The following is an 18,246-nucleotide window of genomic DNA, read 5'->3' as shown; positions in this document are numbered from 1 at the left end:
CAGAGTCGCGAGTATAACGGCGAACTGCCAGGTGTTCGTCAGGGTCTTAACTTCACACGACGACGCTTCGTCATCAGAGGATTCAGGAGATTTTCCATGCGTTTACCTTTTCGCCTGATCGGCGGTGCACTGGTTGCCACCCTGCTCACCCAAGTGACCGCGTGCGGGTCGATCTTCTACCCGGACCGGCGCGGCCAGATCGACGGCAAGATCGACCCGGCCATCGCCGTGCTCGACGCCGTCGGCCTGCTGTTCTACATCATCCCCGGCCTGATCGCGTTCGCCGTGGACTTCACCACCGGCGCCATTTATTTCGAGCCGGGCAAGACCGCACAGGTCGATCCGGCCAAGCTCAAGCAAGCGGTCGGCCCGGACGGCCAGGTCGATAACCTCAAATTGCAGGCTATTCTCGAAAGCGAACTGGGCCGCCACCTGCCGCTGGACGACCCGCGCCTGATCCGGCACAAGGGCAGCGCCCAGCAACTGGCGATGTTCGGCCTGCGACCGGCCGCTTGAACAAGGAACCGCTCCCGACATGACCTCCAGCCCCGAACACGCCCGCCTGCTGCGGCTGGCGACCCGCGCCTCGGTGGCGGTGGCCTGCACGCTGGTCATCGCCAAAGCGATCGCCTGGTGGCTGAGCGGTTCGGTGAGCATGCTCGCCGGCCTCACCGACTCGGCCCTCGACGGCGTCACCTCGCTGCTCAATCTGCTGGCGGTGCACTACGCGCTGCGGCCGGCGGATGACGATCACCGCTACGGCCACGGCAAGGCCGAGTCGCTGGCCGGCATGGCCCAGGCGCTGTTCATCGGCGGCAGCGCCGTGCTGATCGCCTTTCAGGCGTTCGAACGGCTCAAGCACCCCGAGCCCCTCGGCGCGCCGTGGCTGAGCATCGGCGTGATCGTGTTTTCCCTGCTGCTGACGGCGGCGCTGCTGATGCTGCAGCACCGGGTGATCAAGCAGACCGGCTCCAACGCGGTGCGCGCCGACTCGCTGCACTACCGCTCGGACATGCTGCTCAACGGCAGCATCCTGATTGCGCTGGTGCTCGCGGGGCTGGGTTTCGATCAATTGGATGCCTGGTTCGGCCTGGGGATCGCCGCCTACATTCTGTGGAGCGCGATCCAGATCGCCCGGGAAAGCTTTGCGGTGCTGATGGATGAGGAGCTGCCGGCTGACGTCAGCCGGCACATGCTCGAACTGGCCTGCGCCGTGCCCGGCGTGCTGGGGGCCCATGACCTGCGCACGCGGGTGTCGGGCAACCACTGGTTCGTGCAACTGCACCTTGAGCTGCCGGGGGAACTGACCCTCTCAGTCGCCCACGGCATCAGCGACCGGGCGGCGGATGCCATTCACGCCGCCTACCCGCGGGCCGAAGTGCTGGTGCACGCCGACCCGCAGGAAGTGGTGAACGCCGCGGGGGCCGGCACCGGGATCAGTAGTTGACCTGATACCCGCGGCTGCTCAGGCAATTGCCCTGGGCCTGGCGGTACGCCTGCACCACTTCGGGCGCCGGCTGGTAGGTCGCGGTGCGCGGGTCGAAACCGCTTTGCTGCACCGCGTACTGATAGCACTCGTAACCGTCGCGCTGGACCTGCTCCGGCGACTGGCCGTTGGCCGGATAGGCCTCCACGTCATAGCCGTTGCCGGACGGTTGCGACGGCTGCACCGGCGGCTCGACCACCATGTAGTCCTGCGTCGCCTCCTGGTAGGCGTAATAGGAGCCGGCGGCGAGGAACAGCAGCGCGCCGCCGATCCACACTTCGCGGGCGTAGTCGGGCAGGTACTGGATGCGGATTCCGCGCGGCGGCTGAACCACGATGTAGCGCGGGCCCTGCGGGCGATACCAGTAACCGCCGGAATAGAAATAGTCCTGGCCACGGTAAGGCACGCGGAAGTCACGGCCCGGGAAACGGTCGATCACATGGCCCGGCCGGTACTGCGGGCCGGGGCCCCAGCCGTTGCCGCGGCCGTCCGGGCGGCCGGGCCAGCGGTAGTCGTCGGGCCGGTTGCCGGTCTGCCAGGTCTGGTGGTAGCCGCCGTTCTGCGGACGCTCGTCGCGGTAGTAGCCGGGACGCGGTTCCTGGGTCTGGCGCACGGTGTCGGGCCGCGGCTGGATCGGCAGGCTGTTGGCCGGCAACTGCGGCGGTGGCGGCGGCTGACGCACCGGGTTGGGGTTGTAGGCCGGACGGTCGCGACCCTGATCGTGGCCCTGCCACTGACCGTTGTTCTGCCACTGGCCATTGCCGTGGGGCTGGCCGTTGTGCTCGAACTGACGGCTGTTGTCGCCGCGGATGATCTCGTTGTTCTGCGGGCGCGGCTGATTCTGCTGCGGGGCGTTCTGCCCATGGGACTGATGTTCGCCGTCCCGCCCCTGATTGTTGCCCTGATGCTCCGGCCCGCGTCCGCCGCCGTCCGGGCCGCGATTCTGCGGCTCATCGGCCAGCGCCTGCGCACCGACACTCACACACAGCAAACCAACACCGGCCAGACGCCAGATGCGCGACTTCATGAAATTCCTCACTGCGGGGGTTAGGGCTTGTAGCTAAGACCGGGGATCGACACACCGGGTTCTGCAACAGGTTATCAGTCACGGCATTTATTTATTGAGCCGCACGGACACGGAAACCGGCAAATCGCAGGCAAGAAAAAGGGGAGACCCGTCGGCCTCCCCTTCAGAGAACTTCGTCCTGGCTCGACGCTTGTGGCGCCGGCTCACCTCACCCGTCTTCTGGACAGGGTGCAGCTCGGGGGCCGGCACGTCCCCGGTGGGGGCGGCGGCCGCGGCAGGCCTGATTGGGCGGCCGCAGTGGACTGTGTTACCGAGCAGTGATTCTGGTGATAAGGATAGGCCTGACGCCGCGACAGATGATTGCGAAGATTGCTCAAATAAACACCGCTTGCGCAATTTTTAACCCTGGATAGATAATCCGCCGCAATAGACAGGACAAAGGACAGATTGATGAGCAAACTCGACCGTTACGACCTGAGCATTTTGGCGGAGCTGCAGCGCGACGCCCGCATCTCCAACCAGGAGCTGGCCGAACGCATCGGTCTGTCGCCCTCGCCGTGCTCGCGCCGGGTCAAGCAACTGGAGGACGACGGCTACATCTCGCGCCAGGTCGCCCTGCTCGACCGCAAGATGCTCGGCCTGAGCCTGACCGCGTATGTGCTGATCGGCATGGACCGGCACACGCCGGAGCGCTTCGAAAACTTCGAGGCGGCGATCCGCACCCTGCCGCAGGTGCTCGAATGCAGCCTGGTGACCGGGGTGGACGCCGACTATCAGTTGAAGGTGGTGGTGCCGGACATGGACCACTACCAGAAACTGCTGCTGGGCCACCTGACCCGGATCGAAGGGGTGACCAGCGTGCGCTCCAGCTTCGTGCTCAACCAGGTCCTGAACAGCACCGAACTGCCGCTGACCCATCTGCGCAGCTGAAGGCCCCTTCACAGGTCGGTCACCAGGATGTCGGCAGTGCCGGCCTCATCGCTGGCAAGCCAGCTCCCACAAAGTCATGCGGTGCGCAGGAATCTTGCGGCCATCCAGGATCCACAGTGGGAGCCAGCCTGCTGGCGATGGCGGTGGACCGGACACCGCCGATTCAGGCGACGGATGACTGCGGCACACCGCCGCAGGCCGATCCCCGCGCCGCCGCCCTTGGCGTATACTCCCCGCCGCCCTTTCAGCCGCACGCGCCGGAGATGTCCGATGGATCCAGCACTGTTCGAAGAGTGGATGATGACTGGCCTGGTCAGCATCCTGATCATTTTCATGGGCTTCATCGTCTGGGACCTGGCGAAGAAATCCAAGGCCGGGCGCTTCGGCTCGTTCATTCTGTTCTTCGTGCTGGGCCTGGGCGTGGCCGCGTTCATCATCAAAAGCGTGGTGATCGGCCTGATCGAATCCGGCGCCCTATAAGCGCGCCGGCACTTCCTTCCACTGGCCCTGATCGAGGCCGTCGAGCGTCCAACCGCCGATCCTGACCCGCACCAGCCGCAAGGTCGGCAGCCCCACCGCCGCCGTCATCCGCCGCACCTGACGGTTGCGGCCCTCACGGATCACCAGTTCCAGCCAGCTCGTGGGCACGCTCTTGCGAAAGCGCACCGGCGGGTTGCGCGGCCACAACTGCGGCTCGTCCAACTGCCGGGCCTCGGCGGGCAAGGTCATGCCGTCGTTGAGCTCGACGCCGTCACGCAGGCGCTGCAACTGCTCCGCGCTCGGCTCGCCCTCCACCTGCACCCAGTAGGTCTTGGCCAGCTTGTGCTTGGGGTCGGCGATCCGCGCCTGCAACTGGCCGTCGTTGGTCAGCAGCAACAGGCCTTCGCTGTCGCGGTCCAGGCGTCCGGCCGGGTAGATGCCGGGCACGTCGATGTAGTCCTTGAGCGTCGCCCGCCCCTCGCCGTCGCTGAACTGCGTCAGCACATCGAACGGCTTGTTGAACAGGATCAGCTTCGGCTCGGCCGGGGGCGCCTTGGCGACACGGCGCGGGCCTGCGGGAGAGGGCTTCGCGCCGGGGCGGCGGGAAGTCGGGCGTTGGGGACGGGACATGGGCAACACAACATCTGACGGTCAGGGCCGACCATGCTAGTGCCCCGACCGCCAAATGGCCACGGCAAACCGTCAGCGGAACGGCGGTTCGTCGAAGCTGCGCAGCTTGCGCGAGTGCAGCGAGTTGAGTTCGGTGCGCAGCAGATCCACCGCCTCGATGCCGATCTTCAGGTGCTGGCTGACCGCACGCTCATAGAAGGCATTGGCCGAACCCGGCAGCTTGATCTCGCTGTGCAGCGGCTTGTCCGACACGCACAGCAGCGTGCCGTACGGCACCCGCAGGCGATAGCCCTGCGCGGCGATGGTGCCGCTTTCCATGTCCACCGCCACCGCGCGGGACAGGTTGATCAGCGGACGCTCCTGGGCCCAGCGCAGCTCCCAGTTGCGGTCGTCGTAGGTCAGCACGGTGCCGGTGCGCAGGCGCTTCTTCAGGTCGTCGCCCTTGTCGCCGGTGACGTTGGCCGCCGCCTGCTGCAACGCCAGCTGCACTTCGGCCAGGGCCGGAATCGGAATGTTCGGCGGCACCACCCGGTCGAGGATCCCGTCGCGGCGCATGTAGGCGTGGGCCAGCACGTAGTCGCCGATGGTCTGCGACTGCCGCAGGCCGCCGCAGTGGCCGATCATCAGCCAGCAGTGCGGACGCAGCACCGCCAGGTGGTCGGTGATGTTCTTGGCGTTGGACGGGCCGACGCCGATGTTCACCAGGGTCACGCCGTGGCCGTCGCTGGCGATCAGGTGGTAGGCCGGCATCTGGTAGCGGTGCCACACCACGCCGGCGGCGATGGCCGAGGCCTCGCCGTGATCCATGCCCTTCTCGATGATCACGTTGCCCGGCAGCACCATGCGCACGAAACGCGGGTCGCGGCGCAGTTGCTCAAGGCCGTGGACGATGAACTGGTCGACATAGCGGTGGTAGTTGGTCAGCAGGATCCACGGCTGCACGTGGCGCCAGTCGCTGCCGGTGTAGTGCACCAGCCGGCGCAGGGAGAAGTCCACCCGCGCGGCATCGAACAGCGCCAGCGGCAGAGGGTCGGTGTTTTCCCAGTCGTAGAGGCCGTCGGCGATGCCGTCGGTGGCGGCGGACAGGTCGGTGCTCGGGAACACCCGCGCCAGCACCGCGGCGGTGACGCCGGAACCGGCCAGCTCGTCGCCCTGCTCGACAACGTACGGGTACGGGATGTTCTGCTCGCTGACGCCCACCTCCACGGTGACGGTGAAGTCATGCATCAGCGGCGTCAGTTGCTCCAGCAGGTATTTGCCGAACGCCTTGGGATGGGTGACGGTGACGCTGTAGGTGCCCGGCAGCTGCACCTTGGCGTAGGCGCGGGTGGTCTGCGGGACTTCGCCCTGGCAGTGGTAGGTCAGGCGCAGTTCGGGGTAGCGGAACAGCGCGCGCTGCGCGGCGTCCGGCTCGACGCGGTCCTTGAGGTAACGCTTGAGCGCCGAACTCAGCGCGGTGGTGGCCCGCTCGTGCAGCTCGGCCAGCAGGTCCACGGCCTGTTCGGCGGTTTGAACGACAATAAACGCTTCGGTCACGGTCAGCTTCCTGTGTTCTGTCTTGCAGGCCTTCATCTTGCCTGCAACACGGCGTCACGGGAACAGTGGCGATTGGCTTTGCCGCAATCCTTGAGGCAAAGCGCAAACCTGTGGGAGCAACCGTCTCGGTTCTGCCCTGCGGCGCCTGAGCTGACGTCATCGCCAGCAGGCTGGCTCCCACAGTGTTTTGCGCCTGGCCGAAATCCCCTTGTGGGATCGGGGCGGGATCAGAAGCCCTGCGGCGTCGAGCGGGCGACGATGGCTTCCACGTCCGCGCCACGGGGCAATGCGCCGTAGACCCGGCCCGCGCCATCGAGGCGGCTGGCGATGAAGGCGTCGCTGACCGCCGCATTCCCGGCCTCCAGCAACAGCTTCGCCTGCAGCCCGAGGGCGATGTCTTCGGTCAGTTGCCGCGCGCGGTACTGAATGTCGCCGGTGTCCTTGAATGCCGCCCGCAACCGGCGGATGTGCGCGGCCAGGCGCGGGTCGCCGTGGCCGTCGCCCAGTTCATGGAACAGCATGTCGAGCACGCCGGGCTCTTTCGACAGGGCGCGCAGCACGTCCAGGCACTGCACGTTGCCCGAACCCTCCCAGGTCGAGTTGACCGGTGCCTCGCGGTACAGCCGCGGCAGGATGCTGTCCTCGACGTAGCCGGCGCCGCCCATGCACTCGGCGGCCTCGTTGATCATGGCTGGGGCGCGCTTGCAGATCCAGTACTTGCCCACCGCCGTCACCAGCCGGGCGAACTGCGCTTCGTGGCGGTCGTCCAGACGGTCCAGCGCACGGCCCATGCGCAGGCTCAGGGCCAGCGCCGCCTCGCTTTCCAGCGCCAGGTCGGCCAGCACGTTCTGCATCAGCGGCTGCTCGCTGAGCAGCTTGCCGCCCACCTTGCGGTGCGCGCAGTGGTGGCTGGCCTGGGTCAGCGCCTGGCGCATCAGCGAGCTGGAGCCGACCATGCAATCGAAGCGGGTCATGGCGACCATCTCGATGATGGTCGGCACCCCGCGCCCCTCCTCGCCGACCATCCACGCCAGCGCCCCGCGGAACTCCACTTCGCTGGAGGCGTTGGAGCAGTTGCCGAGCTTGTTCTTCAGGCGCTGGATGTAGAACTGGTTGCGCGTGTCGTCCGGACGGTGGCGCGGCAGCAGGAAGCAGCTCAGGCCCTTGTCGGTCTGCGCCAGGGTGAGGAACGCATCGCACATCGGCGCCGAGCAGAACCACTTGTGCCCCACCAGCTCATAGGCCTGGCCCGGGCCGCCGGCACCCACCGGAAACGCCTTGGTGGTGTTGGCCCGCACGTCGGTGCCGCCCTGCTTCTCGGTCATCGCCATACCGATGGTCACCCCGGCCTTGTGGGCCATGCCGACGTTGCGCGGGTCGTACTCGGTGGCGAGGATCTTCGGCAGCCACCGCTCGGCCAAGTCCGGCTGCAGGCGCATCGCCGGCACGCTGGCGAAGGTCATGGTCAGCGGGCAGCCGCTGCCGGCCTCGGCCTGGCTGTGCAGGTAGCTCATCGAGGCGCGGGCCACATGGGCGCCTTCCTGGGGATGAGTCCAGGGCAATGAGGTCAGGCCGTGTTCGATGGCCGTGCGCATCAGCTCGTGATACGCCGGATGGAATTCCACCAGGTCGATGCGGTGGCCGTAGCGGTCATGGCTGGCGAACACCGGCTTGTTCTGGTTGGCGAGGAACCCGGCCTCCATCAGCGGCCCGCCGGCCAGGGCGCCGTAGGCGTCGATCCGCGACTCGGCCCAGCCGGCGCCGAAGCGTCTCGACCACTCCTGCAGCGGCAAGTCGATGCGGTACAGGTTGGCCCCGTCCAGCGACGGCGGCTGGTTGGTGACTTCGTGGGTTTCGGCGAACTGATGCAGGTTCATGACGGGGCTCCTTCTGTCTGCCAGAGGCTCAGTTAAGCACCGTCCCGTGGCCGGACAAAGTGTCATTTACGCCGAACGCTCGGCGGTTTCACCCTATCAATGACAAAGCACCCGACGCTCCAGCGCCGCCTGCAGTTCCTCGAACTTCACCGGTTTGCTCAGGTAGTCGATCACCCCGCCCGTCGCGCAGCGCTCCAGGTCCGCCCCCTGCGCCAGCATGAACACCGGCAGACGGGCGCAGCCCGGCAGGTCATGGATGCGGCAGCACAGCGACGCTCCGTCGAGCGGCGGCAACTGGCAATCGATCAGCACCGCGTCGAACGCCTCGCGCTGCAGGCATTCGAGCGCCGCCGCACCGTGGTCGGCCGTGCGTACCCGGAACCCGAGCTTGAGCAGCATGCCGCGCATGACCAGTTGGTTGACGCTGTTGTCGTCCACCAGCAGGACGGTGCAGTCCTGCGGCGCCCGCGCGCCGACCATGCCGTGGAGCGATGCCGGGATCGGCTCGACCGCCGGCAGCTCGAACTCGACATCCAGCTGGAACCGGCTGCCGCGCCCCGGCTCGGAGCGGTGGGTGAGCTTGCCGCCCAGCAGCTCGACCAGTTGCCGGCAGATCGCCAGGCCGACGCCCAGGCCGCCGTACTCCCGGGTCATCGAGCCGTCGAGCTGGAAGAACCGCTGATACAGCGTCGCCTCGCCCAGGTCGGTGAAGCCGATGCCGGTGTCGATCACCGCGAACGACAGCGCCAACCGGTTGCCCTGGGACGGCTTGCCGGTGACCCGCAAGGCCAGCCCGCCGACCCGGGTGAACTTGATCGCGTTGTCCAACAGGCACTCCAGGCATTGCGCCAGCTTGCCGCTGTCGCCGTGCAGGCGATCCGGCAGGGTCTGCAGCACGTCGACCTTGAAGTCCAGGCACTTGCTCGTCGCATTGCCGCCGAACTGCAACCGCAGCGCCTCGATCACGCCCCGCAGGCTGAAGCTGCCGGGCGTTTCCTTGAGCTTGCCGGCCTGCAGTTCGGTCAGCGTGAGGATGCCGTTGACCATGCGCATCATGTCCCGGGCAGAGCCGGCGGCGGTCTGCTGGTATTGCTCCAGCTCCGGATCCAGCTCGACGGTCTGCATCAGTTCCAGCGAACCGATCACGCCGTTCATCGGGGTGCGCAGCTCGTGGGTCAGGGTCGCCAGGAACTCGTCCTTGAGCTTGTTGCTGTGGGCCAACTGCTGGTTGAGCACTTCCAGTTTCTGGCCGGCCTCCAGCAGGGTCTGCGCCTGCTGCTCACGCATGGCGTTGATGCGGTCGGCCAGGGCCAGCGACAGCAGCGCCACTTCGATGGCCGAGCCGATCTGGCTGGCGTACATGGTCAGGAACACGTTCGGCAGTACGCCCAGCACCATCAGGGTGTTGACGACCCCGCCGAGCAGGAACGCCGACCACGCGATGATGAAATAGCGCGCCACCCGCAGGCCGCGCCACCAGGCGAAGATCCCGGCGGCGAAGATCACCACGGTGAAGGTCAGCGCCAGGGTCGTCGCCAGGCGCAGCGCCAGCCCGTAGCTGGTCATCAGCGACAGGCCCACCACCAGCGCGCCGAACGCGATCAGCGCGATCAGCAGCCGGTCGAGCCAGCGGCTGTGGTTCTTGGTCTGCAGGAAGCTGCGGGCGAACTGGCTGCCGAACAGCCCGGCGCAACCGATGAAGAACGGCGTGGCGGCGTTGGCCCACCAAGGGTTGTCCGGCCAGAAGTATTCCACCGCCGCGCCGTTGACCGACAACTGGTACAGGCCGAACGAGGCGATATAGAAGATGTAATAGAGGTAACTGGTGTCGCGCACGCTGAGGTAGATGAACAGGTTGTACACCAGCATCCCCAGCAGCACGCCATAGATGATGCCCAGCACATACAGGCGCACCGGCTGGTCTTCCAGGTAGGCGGTGCTCGACCAGAGCGTCACCGGCGCCTGGATCGAGCCTTCGCTGGCCAGCCGCAGGTAGACGGTCTGCGCCTGGCCCGGTTCGAAGGCCAGGTCGAACAGGTAATTGTTCTGGCGGATCTCGCGGCTGGCGAACGGCAGGGCATCGCCGGTCTGGCGCGCCAGGCGGTAATTGCCTGCGGCATCGGGCAGGTAGAGGTCGAGGTGGTCGAGCGGCGGATAGGCCAGCTCCAGCAGCCAGGTGCGCTGCGCCGCCGGATTGCTCGGGCGGTAGTGCAGATCGATTTTCAGCCAGAACGCCGAGCGCGAGTAACCGGCATTGAGCGTGGCTTTGTCGTGGGGTCTGAAAAGGCCGGCAGCGTCCTGGGTGCGGACATCGGCAAGGCTCGCCAGACCGCTCGGGTCTTCGAACACTTGCAGGGATCGGCCCAGCGGGAGGCTCTGGGTGAATTCGTCGAACTCGACGGCGCTCGCCAGGAGGGGCAAGCAGAACAGCAACATCAGCAAATAGCGCATTGAAGCCCCAGCGTGGCTTGTCCGGTTGCGTCAGGAAGCCCCCCATTCCCTTTGAGAAGACGTAAAACCGGTATTACCTGTTATTGGTTTGGATCCACTCTAGCATAGCCGTTGATGGCCATTGAGCACCATTGAAATTTTTCCGGCAGAGGCTCTAGAACGGGCGTTCCAGAGCAAAGCACCGGACTAGAGCTGTTCACCCGGTCAGATTGTGACAGTACGGACACAGCCTGCGGAAACGTTATCGGCCGACTTGAGCGGCGCAACACCCGAAAACCGGGTTTGGTGGTAAGCTCGCGCACCATGAATACCTACAGCTCCCGCCCCGTTGTCCTCTGTCTCTCCGGCCACGACCCCAGTGGTGGCGCCGGCCTGCAGGCAGATATCGAAGCCCTGCTCGCCCAGGGTTGCCATGCGGCTCCGGCCGTCACCGCCCTGACCGTGCAGGACACGGTCAACGTCACCGATTTCCGCGTCCTCGACCGCGAGTGGGTGCTGGCCCAGGCCAATGCCGTGCTCAACGACTCCGACGTCGCGGCGGTGAAGCTGGGCATGCTCGGTTCCCTGGAAATGGTCGACACCGTGGTCGAGCTGCTCCAGGCGCACCCGCACCTGCCGGTGGTCTGCGACCCGGTGCTGCGCGCCGGCGGCGGCGGACGCCTGGGCAAGGACGAGGTCGGCTACGCCATGCGCGAACGCCTGCTGCCGCTGTCCGTCATCGCCACCCCCAACCTGCCCGAAGCGCGGATCCTCGCCGAACTGCCCGAAGGCACCGCGGACGAGTGCGCCGAAAAGCTGCTGCCGTTCGTCAAGCACCTGCTGATCACCGGCGGCCATGGCGACGAGACGCAAATCCACAACCGCCTGTACGGCCGCGACGGCCTGCGCGAGACCTTCATCTGCCAGCGCCTGCCGGGCAGCTACCACGGCTCCGGCTGCACCCTGGCCAGCACGCTGGCCGGTCGCCTGGCCCAAGGCGAACACCTGGCCAGCGCCGTGCGCACTGCGCTGGACTACACCTGGCGCACCCTGCGCGATGCCGAGCAACTGGGCAAAGGCCAGTTCGTGCCGCGTCGCCTGCCGCTGGACTTCTGTTCCTGATGCGGTGCACCTGATGCCGCATTTGCGATGCAGCGCGACCGGCGCTGCATTCCCGCTGCTCCGCGCCTGACGCCGGGAGGCCTGTGCGATGAAATTACGTGGCCTGTACGCCATCACCGACAGCACGCTGCTGGAGGGTAAGTTGCTGCCTTACGTGGAGGCGGCGCTGGAGGGCGGCGTCACCCTCCTGCAATACCGCGACAAGAGCGGTGACGACACCCGCCGCCTGCGCGAGGCCGAAGCCCTGCGCGAACTGTGCGAGCGCTACAAGACCCGCCTGATCATCAACGACGACGCCGAACTGGCCGCCCGCCTGAACGTCGGCGTGCACCTGGGCCAGACCGACGGCCCGCTGTCGCCGACCCGCGCCCTGCTCGGCTCCGGCGCGGTCATCGGTTCGACCTGCCACGCGCAGCTCGAACTGGCCGAACAGGCCGTGAAGGAAGGCGCGAGCTATGTCGCCTTCGGCCGGTTCTTCAACTCCAGCACCAAGCCCGGCGCCCCGAGCTGCAGCCTCGGCCTGCTCGACGAGGCCCGCCGCACGCTGCACCTGCCGATCTGCGCGATCGGCGGCATCACCCTGGGCAACGCCGCCCCGCTGGTGGCCCACGGCGCCGACCTGCTGGCGGTCGTCCACGGCCTGTTCGGTGCGGACAGCACCGCCGAGGTGACGCGCCGCGCCCGCGCATTCAATGAATTGTTCAAATCCTGATATTCGAGAGCCCGATCATGTCCCGTTCCGAAACCCTGTTTGCCAATGCCCAGAAACACATCCCCGGCGGCGTCAACTCGCCGGTCCGCGCGTTCAAGAGCGTCGGCGGCACCCCGCTGTTCTTCAAGCATGCCGAAGGCGCCTACGTCACCGACGAAGACGACAAGCGCTATGTGGATTACGTGGGCTCCTGGGGGCCGATGATCCTCGGCCACAGCCACCCGGACGTGCTGGACGCCGTGCGCAAGCAACTGGAGCACGGCCTGTCCTACGGCGCACCGACCGCCATGGAAACCGAGATGGCCGACCTGGTCTGCTCGCTGGTGCCGTCGATGGACATGGTGCGCATGGTCAGCTCCGGCACCGAGGCGACCATGAGCGCCATCCGCCTGGCCCGCGGCTTCACCGGCCGCGACAGCATCATCAAGTTCGAAGGCTGCTACCACGGCCACTCCGACAGCCTGCTGGTCAAGGCCGGCTCCGGCGCGCTGACCCAGGGCGTGCCGAGCTCGGCCGGCGTGCCGGCGGCGTTCGCCAAGCACACCCTGACCCTGCCGTTCAACGACATCGGCGCCGTCGAGAAGATGCTCGCCGAAGTCGGCCAGGACGTCGCGTGCATCATCGTCGAGCCGGTGGCCGGCAACATGAACTGCGTGCCGCCGGCGCCGGGCTTCCTCGAAGGCCTGCGCAGCCTGTGCGACCGCCACGGCGTCGTGCTGATCTTCGACGAAGTGATGACCGGTTTCCGCGTCGCCCTCGGCGGTGCCCAGGCCCACTACGGCGTGACCCCGGACCTGACCACCTTCGGCAAGATCATCGGCGGCGGCATGCCGGTCGGCTGCTTCGGCGGCAAGCGTGAAATCATGCAGCGCATCGCGCCGCTGGGCCCGGTCTACCAGGCCGGCACGCTGTCGGGCAACCCGCTGGCCATGGCGGCCGGCCTGACCACCCTGCGCCTGATCAGCCGCCCGGGCTTCCACGCCGAACTGACCGACTACACCACCCGCCTGCTCGACGGCCTGCAGCAGCGCGCCGACGCCGCCGGCATCCCGTTCGTGACCACCCAGGCCGGCGGCATGTTCGGCCTGTACTTCAGCGGCGCCGACGACATCGTCACCTTCGACGATGTGATGGCCAGCGATGCCGCGCTGTTCGGACGCTTCTTCCACCTGATGCTCGAAGGCGGCGTGTACCTGGCGCCGAGCGCCTTCGAAGCCGGTTTCACCTCCATCGCCCACGGCGAAGCGGAACTGAAACTGACCCTGGACGCCGCCGAGCGCGCCTTCGCCGCCCTGAAGTGACCGCCCCGACGCTGACGTTGGCCAATGCCGGCGTCAGCGTTTGCCTACACCCCCGCGTTTTTTCCTGCATCTTTGCCGATGAATGCCCGCAAATCAGGCGGCACGCGCTCCGCGCAGCAGAAAATCGAGTAAAGACTTTGTAAGGTTGGGCCTGCTTATTTCATAATGCGCGCTTATTGGATCCCTCGACGGGTCCGCGTGCCCTTCAGAGGTAAGTCGATTCCCATGAACCGCACCGGCCGCACCCTTGCCTTGGGCTGCCTGTTGCTCCTTCAGCCGCTGCTTGCACATGCACAGGCAGGCGGCAACTCGTTGTTGATCCCGGCGATGGGGCGTTGCACCCTCAACACACAGCCGCAAGACGTCACGCAGGCCCTCGCCGCCTGCCAGAAGGCTGCGGACGCTGGGGATGCGCAAGCGCAATACGAGTTGGGTGAGTTCTACTACGACGGCAAGAATGCGCCGCGCGACCTCAACCAAGCCCTCAACTACTTCGAAAAGGCCTCGCTGCAGGGCCACGCCCAGGCGCAGTTCAAGCTCGGCACCATGTTCTTCCACGGCGAAGGCGTGCAGGCCAACAACATCCAAGCCTACATCGTGCTGAAGATGGCTGCGGTCAACGGCGCCGAGGATGCGCTGGACACTGCCGACGAAGTCGCCGAGAAGATGCCCCGCGAAGACCTCGAGACCGCCACCCAGGTGCTCGGGCAAATTTTCCGTAAATACCTGATGGAACTGCAGAGCGCCGACGGGCGCACGCCTTTCTCGCCGCTGCCCTGAATCCTTAGTTATGTGGCGAGGGAGCTTGCTCCCGCTCGGCTGCGTAGCGGCCGTGAACCTGCCAGTGGGTTGTGTCAGGAAAAGCCGTTTGAACCGGATTCGGGGCTGCTGCGCACCCCTGCGGGAGCAAGCTCCCTCGCCACAGGACTGCGGCTTACTTCTCGGGCATCGGCATCGGAAACGGCATCACGTTGCCTGCGCCGGCGCGGGCTTCGCTGATCTTCGGCGTACCGAGGCGCTCGACCTCGTCGATGCGCACGATCGAATGCATCGGCACGAAGCTGCGCACCACGCCCTCGAACTGAGCCTTGAGCTTCTCTTCGCTCGGATCCACGACCACTTGCGTGCGCTCGCCGAAGACGAACTCTTCCACTTCCAGAAAGCCCCACAGATCGCTTTGATAGATTTGCTTGGCGTACATTTCGAACACCTGGCCCTGGTTCAGGAAAATCACCTTGTAGATCGGAGCTTCGCGTTTGGTCATGGCGGGCGGACAACACATGGGGCAAAAAAGAGGGCGCAAACTATAGCACAGGCACCGGACGCGCAGCGGTAGGAACCTTCGGGCATGTTCCCTATAATGCGCGGTTCTTTGAATCACGTGACGACCTGAACCCATGGCCAAGAAGCTATACATCGAAACCCACGGTTGCCAGATGAACGAGTACGACAGCTCGCGCATGGTCGACCTGCTGGGCGAACACCAGGCCCTGGAAGTCACCGCCCGCGCCGAAGACGCCGACGTGATTCTGCTCAACACCTGCTCGATCCGCGAACGCGCCCAGGACCGGGTCTATTCCCAGCTCGGACGCTGGCGCGAACTGAAACTGGCCAACCCGGAGATGGTCATCGCCGTCGGCGGCTGCGTGGCCAGCCAGGAAGGCGCCGCGATCCGCGACCGCGCACCCTATGTCGATGTGGTGTTCGGCCCGCAGACCCTGCACCGCCTGCCGGAAATGATCGACGCCGCACGCGTCAGCAAGCTGCCGCAGGTGGACGTCTCGTTCCCGGAGATCGAAAAGTTCGACCACCTGCCCGAGCCGCGCATCGACGGCCCGAGCGCCTACGTGTCGGTGATGGAAGGCTGCAGCAAGTACTGCACGTTCTGCGTGGTGCCCTACACCCGCGGCGAGGAGGTCAGCCGGCCGTTCGACGACGTGATCGCCGAGATCATCCACCTGGCCGAGAACGGCGTGCGCGAAGTCACCCTGCTGGGGCAGAACGTCAACGGCTACCGCGGCCTCACCCACGACGGCCGCCTGGCGGATCTCGCCGAACTGATCCGGGTGGTCGCCGCCGTCGACGGCATCGACCGCATCCGCTACACCACCTCGCACCCGCTGGAGTTCTCCGACAGCCTGATCCAGGCCCACGCCGACGTGCCGGAACTGGTGAAACACCTGCACCTGCCGGTGCAGTCGGGCTCGGACCGGATCCTGGCGGCCATGAAGCGCAACCACACGGCGCTGGAGTACAAGTCCAAGCTGCGCAAACTGCGCGCCGCCGTGCCGGGCATCTGCATCAGTTCGGACTTCATCGTCGGCTTCCCCGGCGAGACCGAGAAAGACTTCGAACAGACCATGAAGCTGATCGCCGACGTCGGTTTCGACTTCTCCTACTCGTTCGTCTACAGCCAGCGCCCGGGCACCCCGGCGGCCGACCTGGCCGACGACACCCCGGAGGAGCTGAAAAAGGAGCGCCTGAACGCGCTGCAGCACCGCCTGAACCAGCAAGGCTTCGAGATCAGCCGACAAATGGTCGGCACCACCCAACGCATCCTGGTCACCGACTATTCGAAAAAGGATCCGGGCGAGCTGCAGGGGCGCACCGAGAATAACCGTATCGTCAACTTCCGCTGCGACAATCCGACCCTGATCGGTCAGTTCGCCGACGTGCACATCGATTCGGCGCAGCCGCACTCGCTGCGCGGTTCGCTGATCGGCTGACCGTTGCGGGAACGGGCTTTCGTGGCGAGGGAGCTTGCTCCCGCCCGGCTGCGCAGCGGCCGCAGACAAGGCGCCCGGGCCCGTGCCGAAACCGGCTTGGGAGCGCTTCGCGCTCCAGCGGGAGCAAGCTCCCTCGCCACAGGGATCCGATGAGGCTGTTTTAAGAGCTTTCGCACCTACGCCACTGGCGTTATCCTTGATTTCATCATTATTGCCCCAGGGCGGCTAAATACGACCTTGAACGCACCCATAGAACCCCATCGCTTCATCCTCGAGCCCTTTGAAGCTCGCCGCTTCGCCAATCTGTGCGGGCAGTTCGACGAGCACCTGCGCCTGATCGAACAGCGCCTGGCCATCGAGATCCGCAACCGCGGCAACCAGTTCGAACTGATCGGCGAACCCAAGCACACCACTTCCGCGGAAAACCTGCTGCGCCGCCTGTACCGGGAAACCAAGGGTACGGAGCTGTCGCCGGACATGGTGCACCTGTACCTGCAGGAATCCGCCGTCGAAGAACTGGACAAGCACTCCCCCGCCGAACCGTCCGTCGCCCTGCGCACCAAAAAAGGCATGATTCGCCCGCGCGGCCTGAATCAGCTGCGCTACGTGAAGGAAATCCTCGGCAACGACATCAACTTCGGCATCGGCCCGGCGGGCACCGGCAAGACCTACCTGGCCGTGGCCTGCGCCGTGGACGCGCTGGAGCGCGAACAGGTGCGGCGCATCCTGTTGGTGCGTCCGGCGGTCGAAGCGGGCGAAAAGCTCGGCTTCCTGCCCGGCGACCTGGCCCAGAAGATCGACCCGTACCTGCGCCCGCTCTACGACGCGCTCTACGAAATGCTCGGCTTCGAGTACGTGGCCAAGCTGATCGAACGCCAGGTGATCGAAGTCGCGCCGCTGGCCTACATGCGCGGCCGCACGCTGAACAACAGCTTCATCATCCTCGACGAAAGCCAGAACACCACCGTCGAACAGATGAAAATGTTCCTGACCCGGATCGGCTTCGGCTCGACCGCCGTCATCACCGGCGACATCACCCAGGTCGACCTGCCCCGCGGCACCAAGTCCGGGCTGCACCATGTGATCGAGGTCCTGAAGGACGTGCCGGGCATCAGCTTCACCCACTTCCAGCCCAAGGACGTGGTGCGCCACCCGCTGGTGCAGCGCATCGTCGAAGCCTACGAGCGCTTCGAGACCCGTGCCGAAGCGGCCAAGGATACCCCTCGCGATGCTTGAGCTAGACCTGCAGACCGCGACCCAAGCGAGCGCGCCGACCGAAGCCGAATTCCGCCTGTGGTGCGAACTGGCCCTGCGCCAGCGCACCGCCGACTCGGAAATGACCATCCGTCTGGTGGACGAAGCGGAAGGCCGCGAGCTGAACCGCACCTGGCGCCAGAAGGATTACGCGACCAACGTCCTGTCGTTCCCCGCCGAAGTGCCCGACGAGTTTCTCGACATCCCGCTGCTGGGCGACCTGGTGATCTGCGTGGCCGTGGTCGAGCGCGAAGCCGCCGAACAGGGCAAGGCGCTCAAGGCCCACTGGGCCCATCTGGTCATTCACGGCTGCCTGCACCTGCTGGGCTACGATCACATCGATGACGATGAGGCCGAGGAAATGGAAGCCCTGGAACGCGAGTTGCTTGCCGAACTGGGCTACCCCGATCCCTACGCGGACGACGAAACCGAAACATCCCCTACCGTTACGACAAAGGATTCAGAGTAATCGCTATGAGCGAAGATCGATCGAGCAACGGGCAGAAGTCATGGCTGGGTAAGATCACCCAGGCTTTTGCCCACGAGCCGAAGAACCGCCAGGAGCTGATGGAGCTGCTGCGCGACGCCCATCAGAACAAGCTGCTGGACAGCGAAGCGCTGGCCATCGTCGAAGGCGCCATCCAGGTGGCCGACCTGCAGGTGCGCGACATCATGGTGCCGCGCTCGCAGATGGTCAGCATCAAGGCGACCCAGACGCCCCGCGAATTCCTCCCC

17 protein-coding genes and 1 pseudogene are annotated in these 18,246 nt (G+C 66.0%); 12 read left to right on the top strand and 6 right to left on the bottom strand.

Annotated features, from left to right (window positions below; translation table 11 throughout):
- Positions 1 to 96 precede the first annotated feature (96 nt).
- Positions 97 to 516 carry a polyribonucleotide nucleotidyltransferase gene (locus tag ACIP0B_RS18635; RefSeq protein ID WP_400834772.1) on the top strand — a complete coding sequence of 140 codons (420 nt, stop codon included), beginning with the start codon at positions 97 to 99 and terminating at the stop codon, positions 514 to 516.
- Between the two features lie 19 nt (positions 517 to 535).
- The gene (locus ACIP0B_RS18630; protein ID WP_400834769.1) at positions 536 to 1,447 is read left to right on the top strand and encodes a cation diffusion facilitator family transporter; all 912 of its coding nucleotides are present in this window, start codon (positions 536 to 538) and stop codon (positions 1,445 to 1,447) included.
- Here the strand turns inward: ACIP0B_RS18630 and ACIP0B_RS18625 are convergent.
- A complete protein-coding gene (locus tag ACIP0B_RS18625; protein WP_400834766.1) occupies positions 1,437 to 2,513 on the bottom strand; it encodes a DUF6515 family protein in 1,077 nt (358 codons plus the stop codon). The two genes, ACIP0B_RS18630 and ACIP0B_RS18625, sit on opposite strands and share 11 nt — an antisense overlap.
- Positions 2,514 to 2,963: 450 nt before the next feature.
- Here ACIP0B_RS18625 and ACIP0B_RS18620 point away from each other — a divergent pair, with 450 nt between their 5' ends.
- Positions 2,964 to 3,443 carry an Lrp/AsnC family transcriptional regulator gene (locus tag ACIP0B_RS18620; protein ID WP_007909658.1) on the top strand — a complete coding sequence of 160 codons (480 nt, stop codon included), beginning with the start codon at positions 2,964 to 2,966 and terminating at the stop codon, positions 3,441 to 3,443.
- Positions 3,444 to 3,713: 270 nt separating this feature from the next.
- Entirely contained in the window at positions 3,714 to 3,923 is a 210-nt protein-coding gene (locus ACIP0B_RS18615) for a DUF2788 domain-containing protein (protein WP_016773053.1), read from the top strand.
- Here the strand turns inward: ACIP0B_RS18615 and ACIP0B_RS18610 are convergent.
- The 4 genes from ACIP0B_RS18610 to ACIP0B_RS18595 form a co-directional block, all read right to left on the bottom strand.
- Positions 3,918 to 4,553 (bottom strand): pseudouridine synthase, encoded by a 636-nt coding sequence (locus tag ACIP0B_RS18610; RefSeq protein ID WP_400834763.1) that lies wholly within the window; start codon positions 4,551 to 4,553, stop codon positions 3,918 to 3,920. The two genes, ACIP0B_RS18615 and ACIP0B_RS18610, sit on opposite strands and share 6 nt — an antisense overlap.
- 72 nt (positions 4,554 to 4,625) lie before the next feature.
- Entirely contained in the window at positions 4,626 to 6,125 is a 1,500-nt protein-coding gene (gene amn, locus ACIP0B_RS18605; protein WP_400834760.1) for an AMP nucleosidase, read from the bottom strand.
- A gap of 191 nt (positions 6,126 to 6,316) precedes the next feature.
- Positions 6,317 to 7,966 (bottom strand): acyl-CoA dehydrogenase family protein, encoded by a 1,650-nt coding sequence (locus ACIP0B_RS18600; RefSeq protein ID WP_400834757.1) that lies wholly within the window; start codon positions 7,964 to 7,966, stop codon positions 6,317 to 6,319.
- Positions 7,967 to 8,062: 96 nt separating this feature from the next.
- Positions 8,063 to 10,417, bottom strand: a complete 2,355-nt coding sequence (locus ACIP0B_RS18595) for a 7TM diverse intracellular signaling domain-containing protein (RefSeq protein WP_400834754.1) — start codon at positions 10,415 to 10,417, stop codon at positions 8,063 to 8,065.
- A gap of 303 nt (positions 10,418 to 10,720) precedes the next feature.
- Between ACIP0B_RS18595 and ACIP0B_RS18590 the strand changes: the two genes are divergently transcribed.
- From ACIP0B_RS18590 to ACIP0B_RS18575, 4 genes are all read left to right on the top strand, one after another.
- Positions 10,721 to 11,518: a hydroxymethylpyrimidine/phosphomethylpyrimidine kinase gene (locus ACIP0B_RS18590; protein ID WP_400834751.1), complete on the top strand. Its 798-nt coding sequence runs from the start codon at positions 10,721 to 10,723 to the stop codon at positions 11,516 to 11,518.
- An 88-nt stretch (positions 11,519 to 11,606) separates the two neighbouring features.
- Positions 11,607 to 12,230 carry a thiamine phosphate synthase gene (thiE, locus tag ACIP0B_RS18585; RefSeq protein ID WP_400834748.1) on the top strand — a complete coding sequence of 208 codons (624 nt, stop codon included), beginning with the start codon at positions 11,607 to 11,609 and terminating at the stop codon, positions 12,228 to 12,230.
- A gap of 17 nt (positions 12,231 to 12,247) precedes the next feature.
- Entirely contained in the window at positions 12,248 to 13,531 is a 1,284-nt protein-coding gene (hemL, locus tag ACIP0B_RS18580) for a glutamate-1-semialdehyde 2,1-aminomutase (RefSeq protein ID WP_085584011.1), read from the top strand.
- Between the two features lie 225 nt (positions 13,532 to 13,756).
- The gene (locus ACIP0B_RS18575; RefSeq protein WP_400834745.1) at positions 13,757 to 14,311 is read left to right on the top strand and encodes a tetratricopeptide repeat protein; all 555 of its coding nucleotides are present in this window, start codon (positions 13,757 to 13,759) and stop codon (positions 14,309 to 14,311) included.
- 154 nt (positions 14,312 to 14,465) lie between these two features.
- Here the strand turns inward: ACIP0B_RS18575 and ACIP0B_RS18570 are convergent, their stop codons facing one another.
- Positions 14,466 to 14,795 carry a DUF1820 family protein gene (locus ACIP0B_RS18570; RefSeq protein WP_400834742.1) on the bottom strand — a complete coding sequence of 110 codons (330 nt, stop codon included), beginning with the start codon at positions 14,793 to 14,795 and terminating at the stop codon, positions 14,466 to 14,468.
- A gap of 133 nt (positions 14,796 to 14,928) precedes the next feature.
- On the opposite strand from ACIP0B_RS18570, the gene miaB reads away from it, so the two are divergent.
- From miaB to ACIP0B_RS18550, 4 genes and pseudogenes are all read left to right on the top strand, one after another.
- Positions 14,929 to 16,257, top strand: a complete 1,329-nt coding sequence (miaB, locus tag ACIP0B_RS18565; RefSeq protein WP_400834739.1) for a tRNA (N6-isopentenyl adenosine(37)-C2)-methylthiotransferase MiaB — start codon at positions 14,929 to 14,931, stop codon at positions 16,255 to 16,257.
- A 237-nt stretch (positions 16,258 to 16,494) separates the two neighbouring features.
- Positions 16,495 to 17,493 (top strand): PhoH family protein, encoded by a 999-nt coding sequence (locus ACIP0B_RS18560; protein ID WP_400834736.1) that lies wholly within the window; start codon positions 16,495 to 16,497, stop codon positions 17,491 to 17,493.
- A complete protein-coding gene (gene ybeY, locus ACIP0B_RS18555) occupies positions 17,486 to 17,980 on the top strand; it encodes an rRNA maturation RNase YbeY (protein WP_400834733.1) in 495 nt (164 codons plus the stop codon). Before ACIP0B_RS18560 ends, ybeY begins: the two co-directional genes overlap by 8 nt.
- A 5-nt stretch (positions 17,981 to 17,985) precedes the next feature.
- Positions 17,986 to 18,246: pseudogene (locus tag ACIP0B_RS18550) on the top strand (magnesium/cobalt efflux protein); the annotation flags it as partial.

It is taken from the genome of Pseudomonas sp. NPDC089534, from assembly GCF_044749305.1.
GTDB classification, from domain to species: domain Bacteria; phylum Pseudomonadota; class Gammaproteobacteria; order Pseudomonadales; family Pseudomonadaceae; genus Aquipseudomonas; species Aquipseudomonas ekonensis.
The sequence above is the reverse complement of the archived record's forward strand: the minus strand, read 5'-3'. Positions and strand labels throughout refer to the sequence as shown.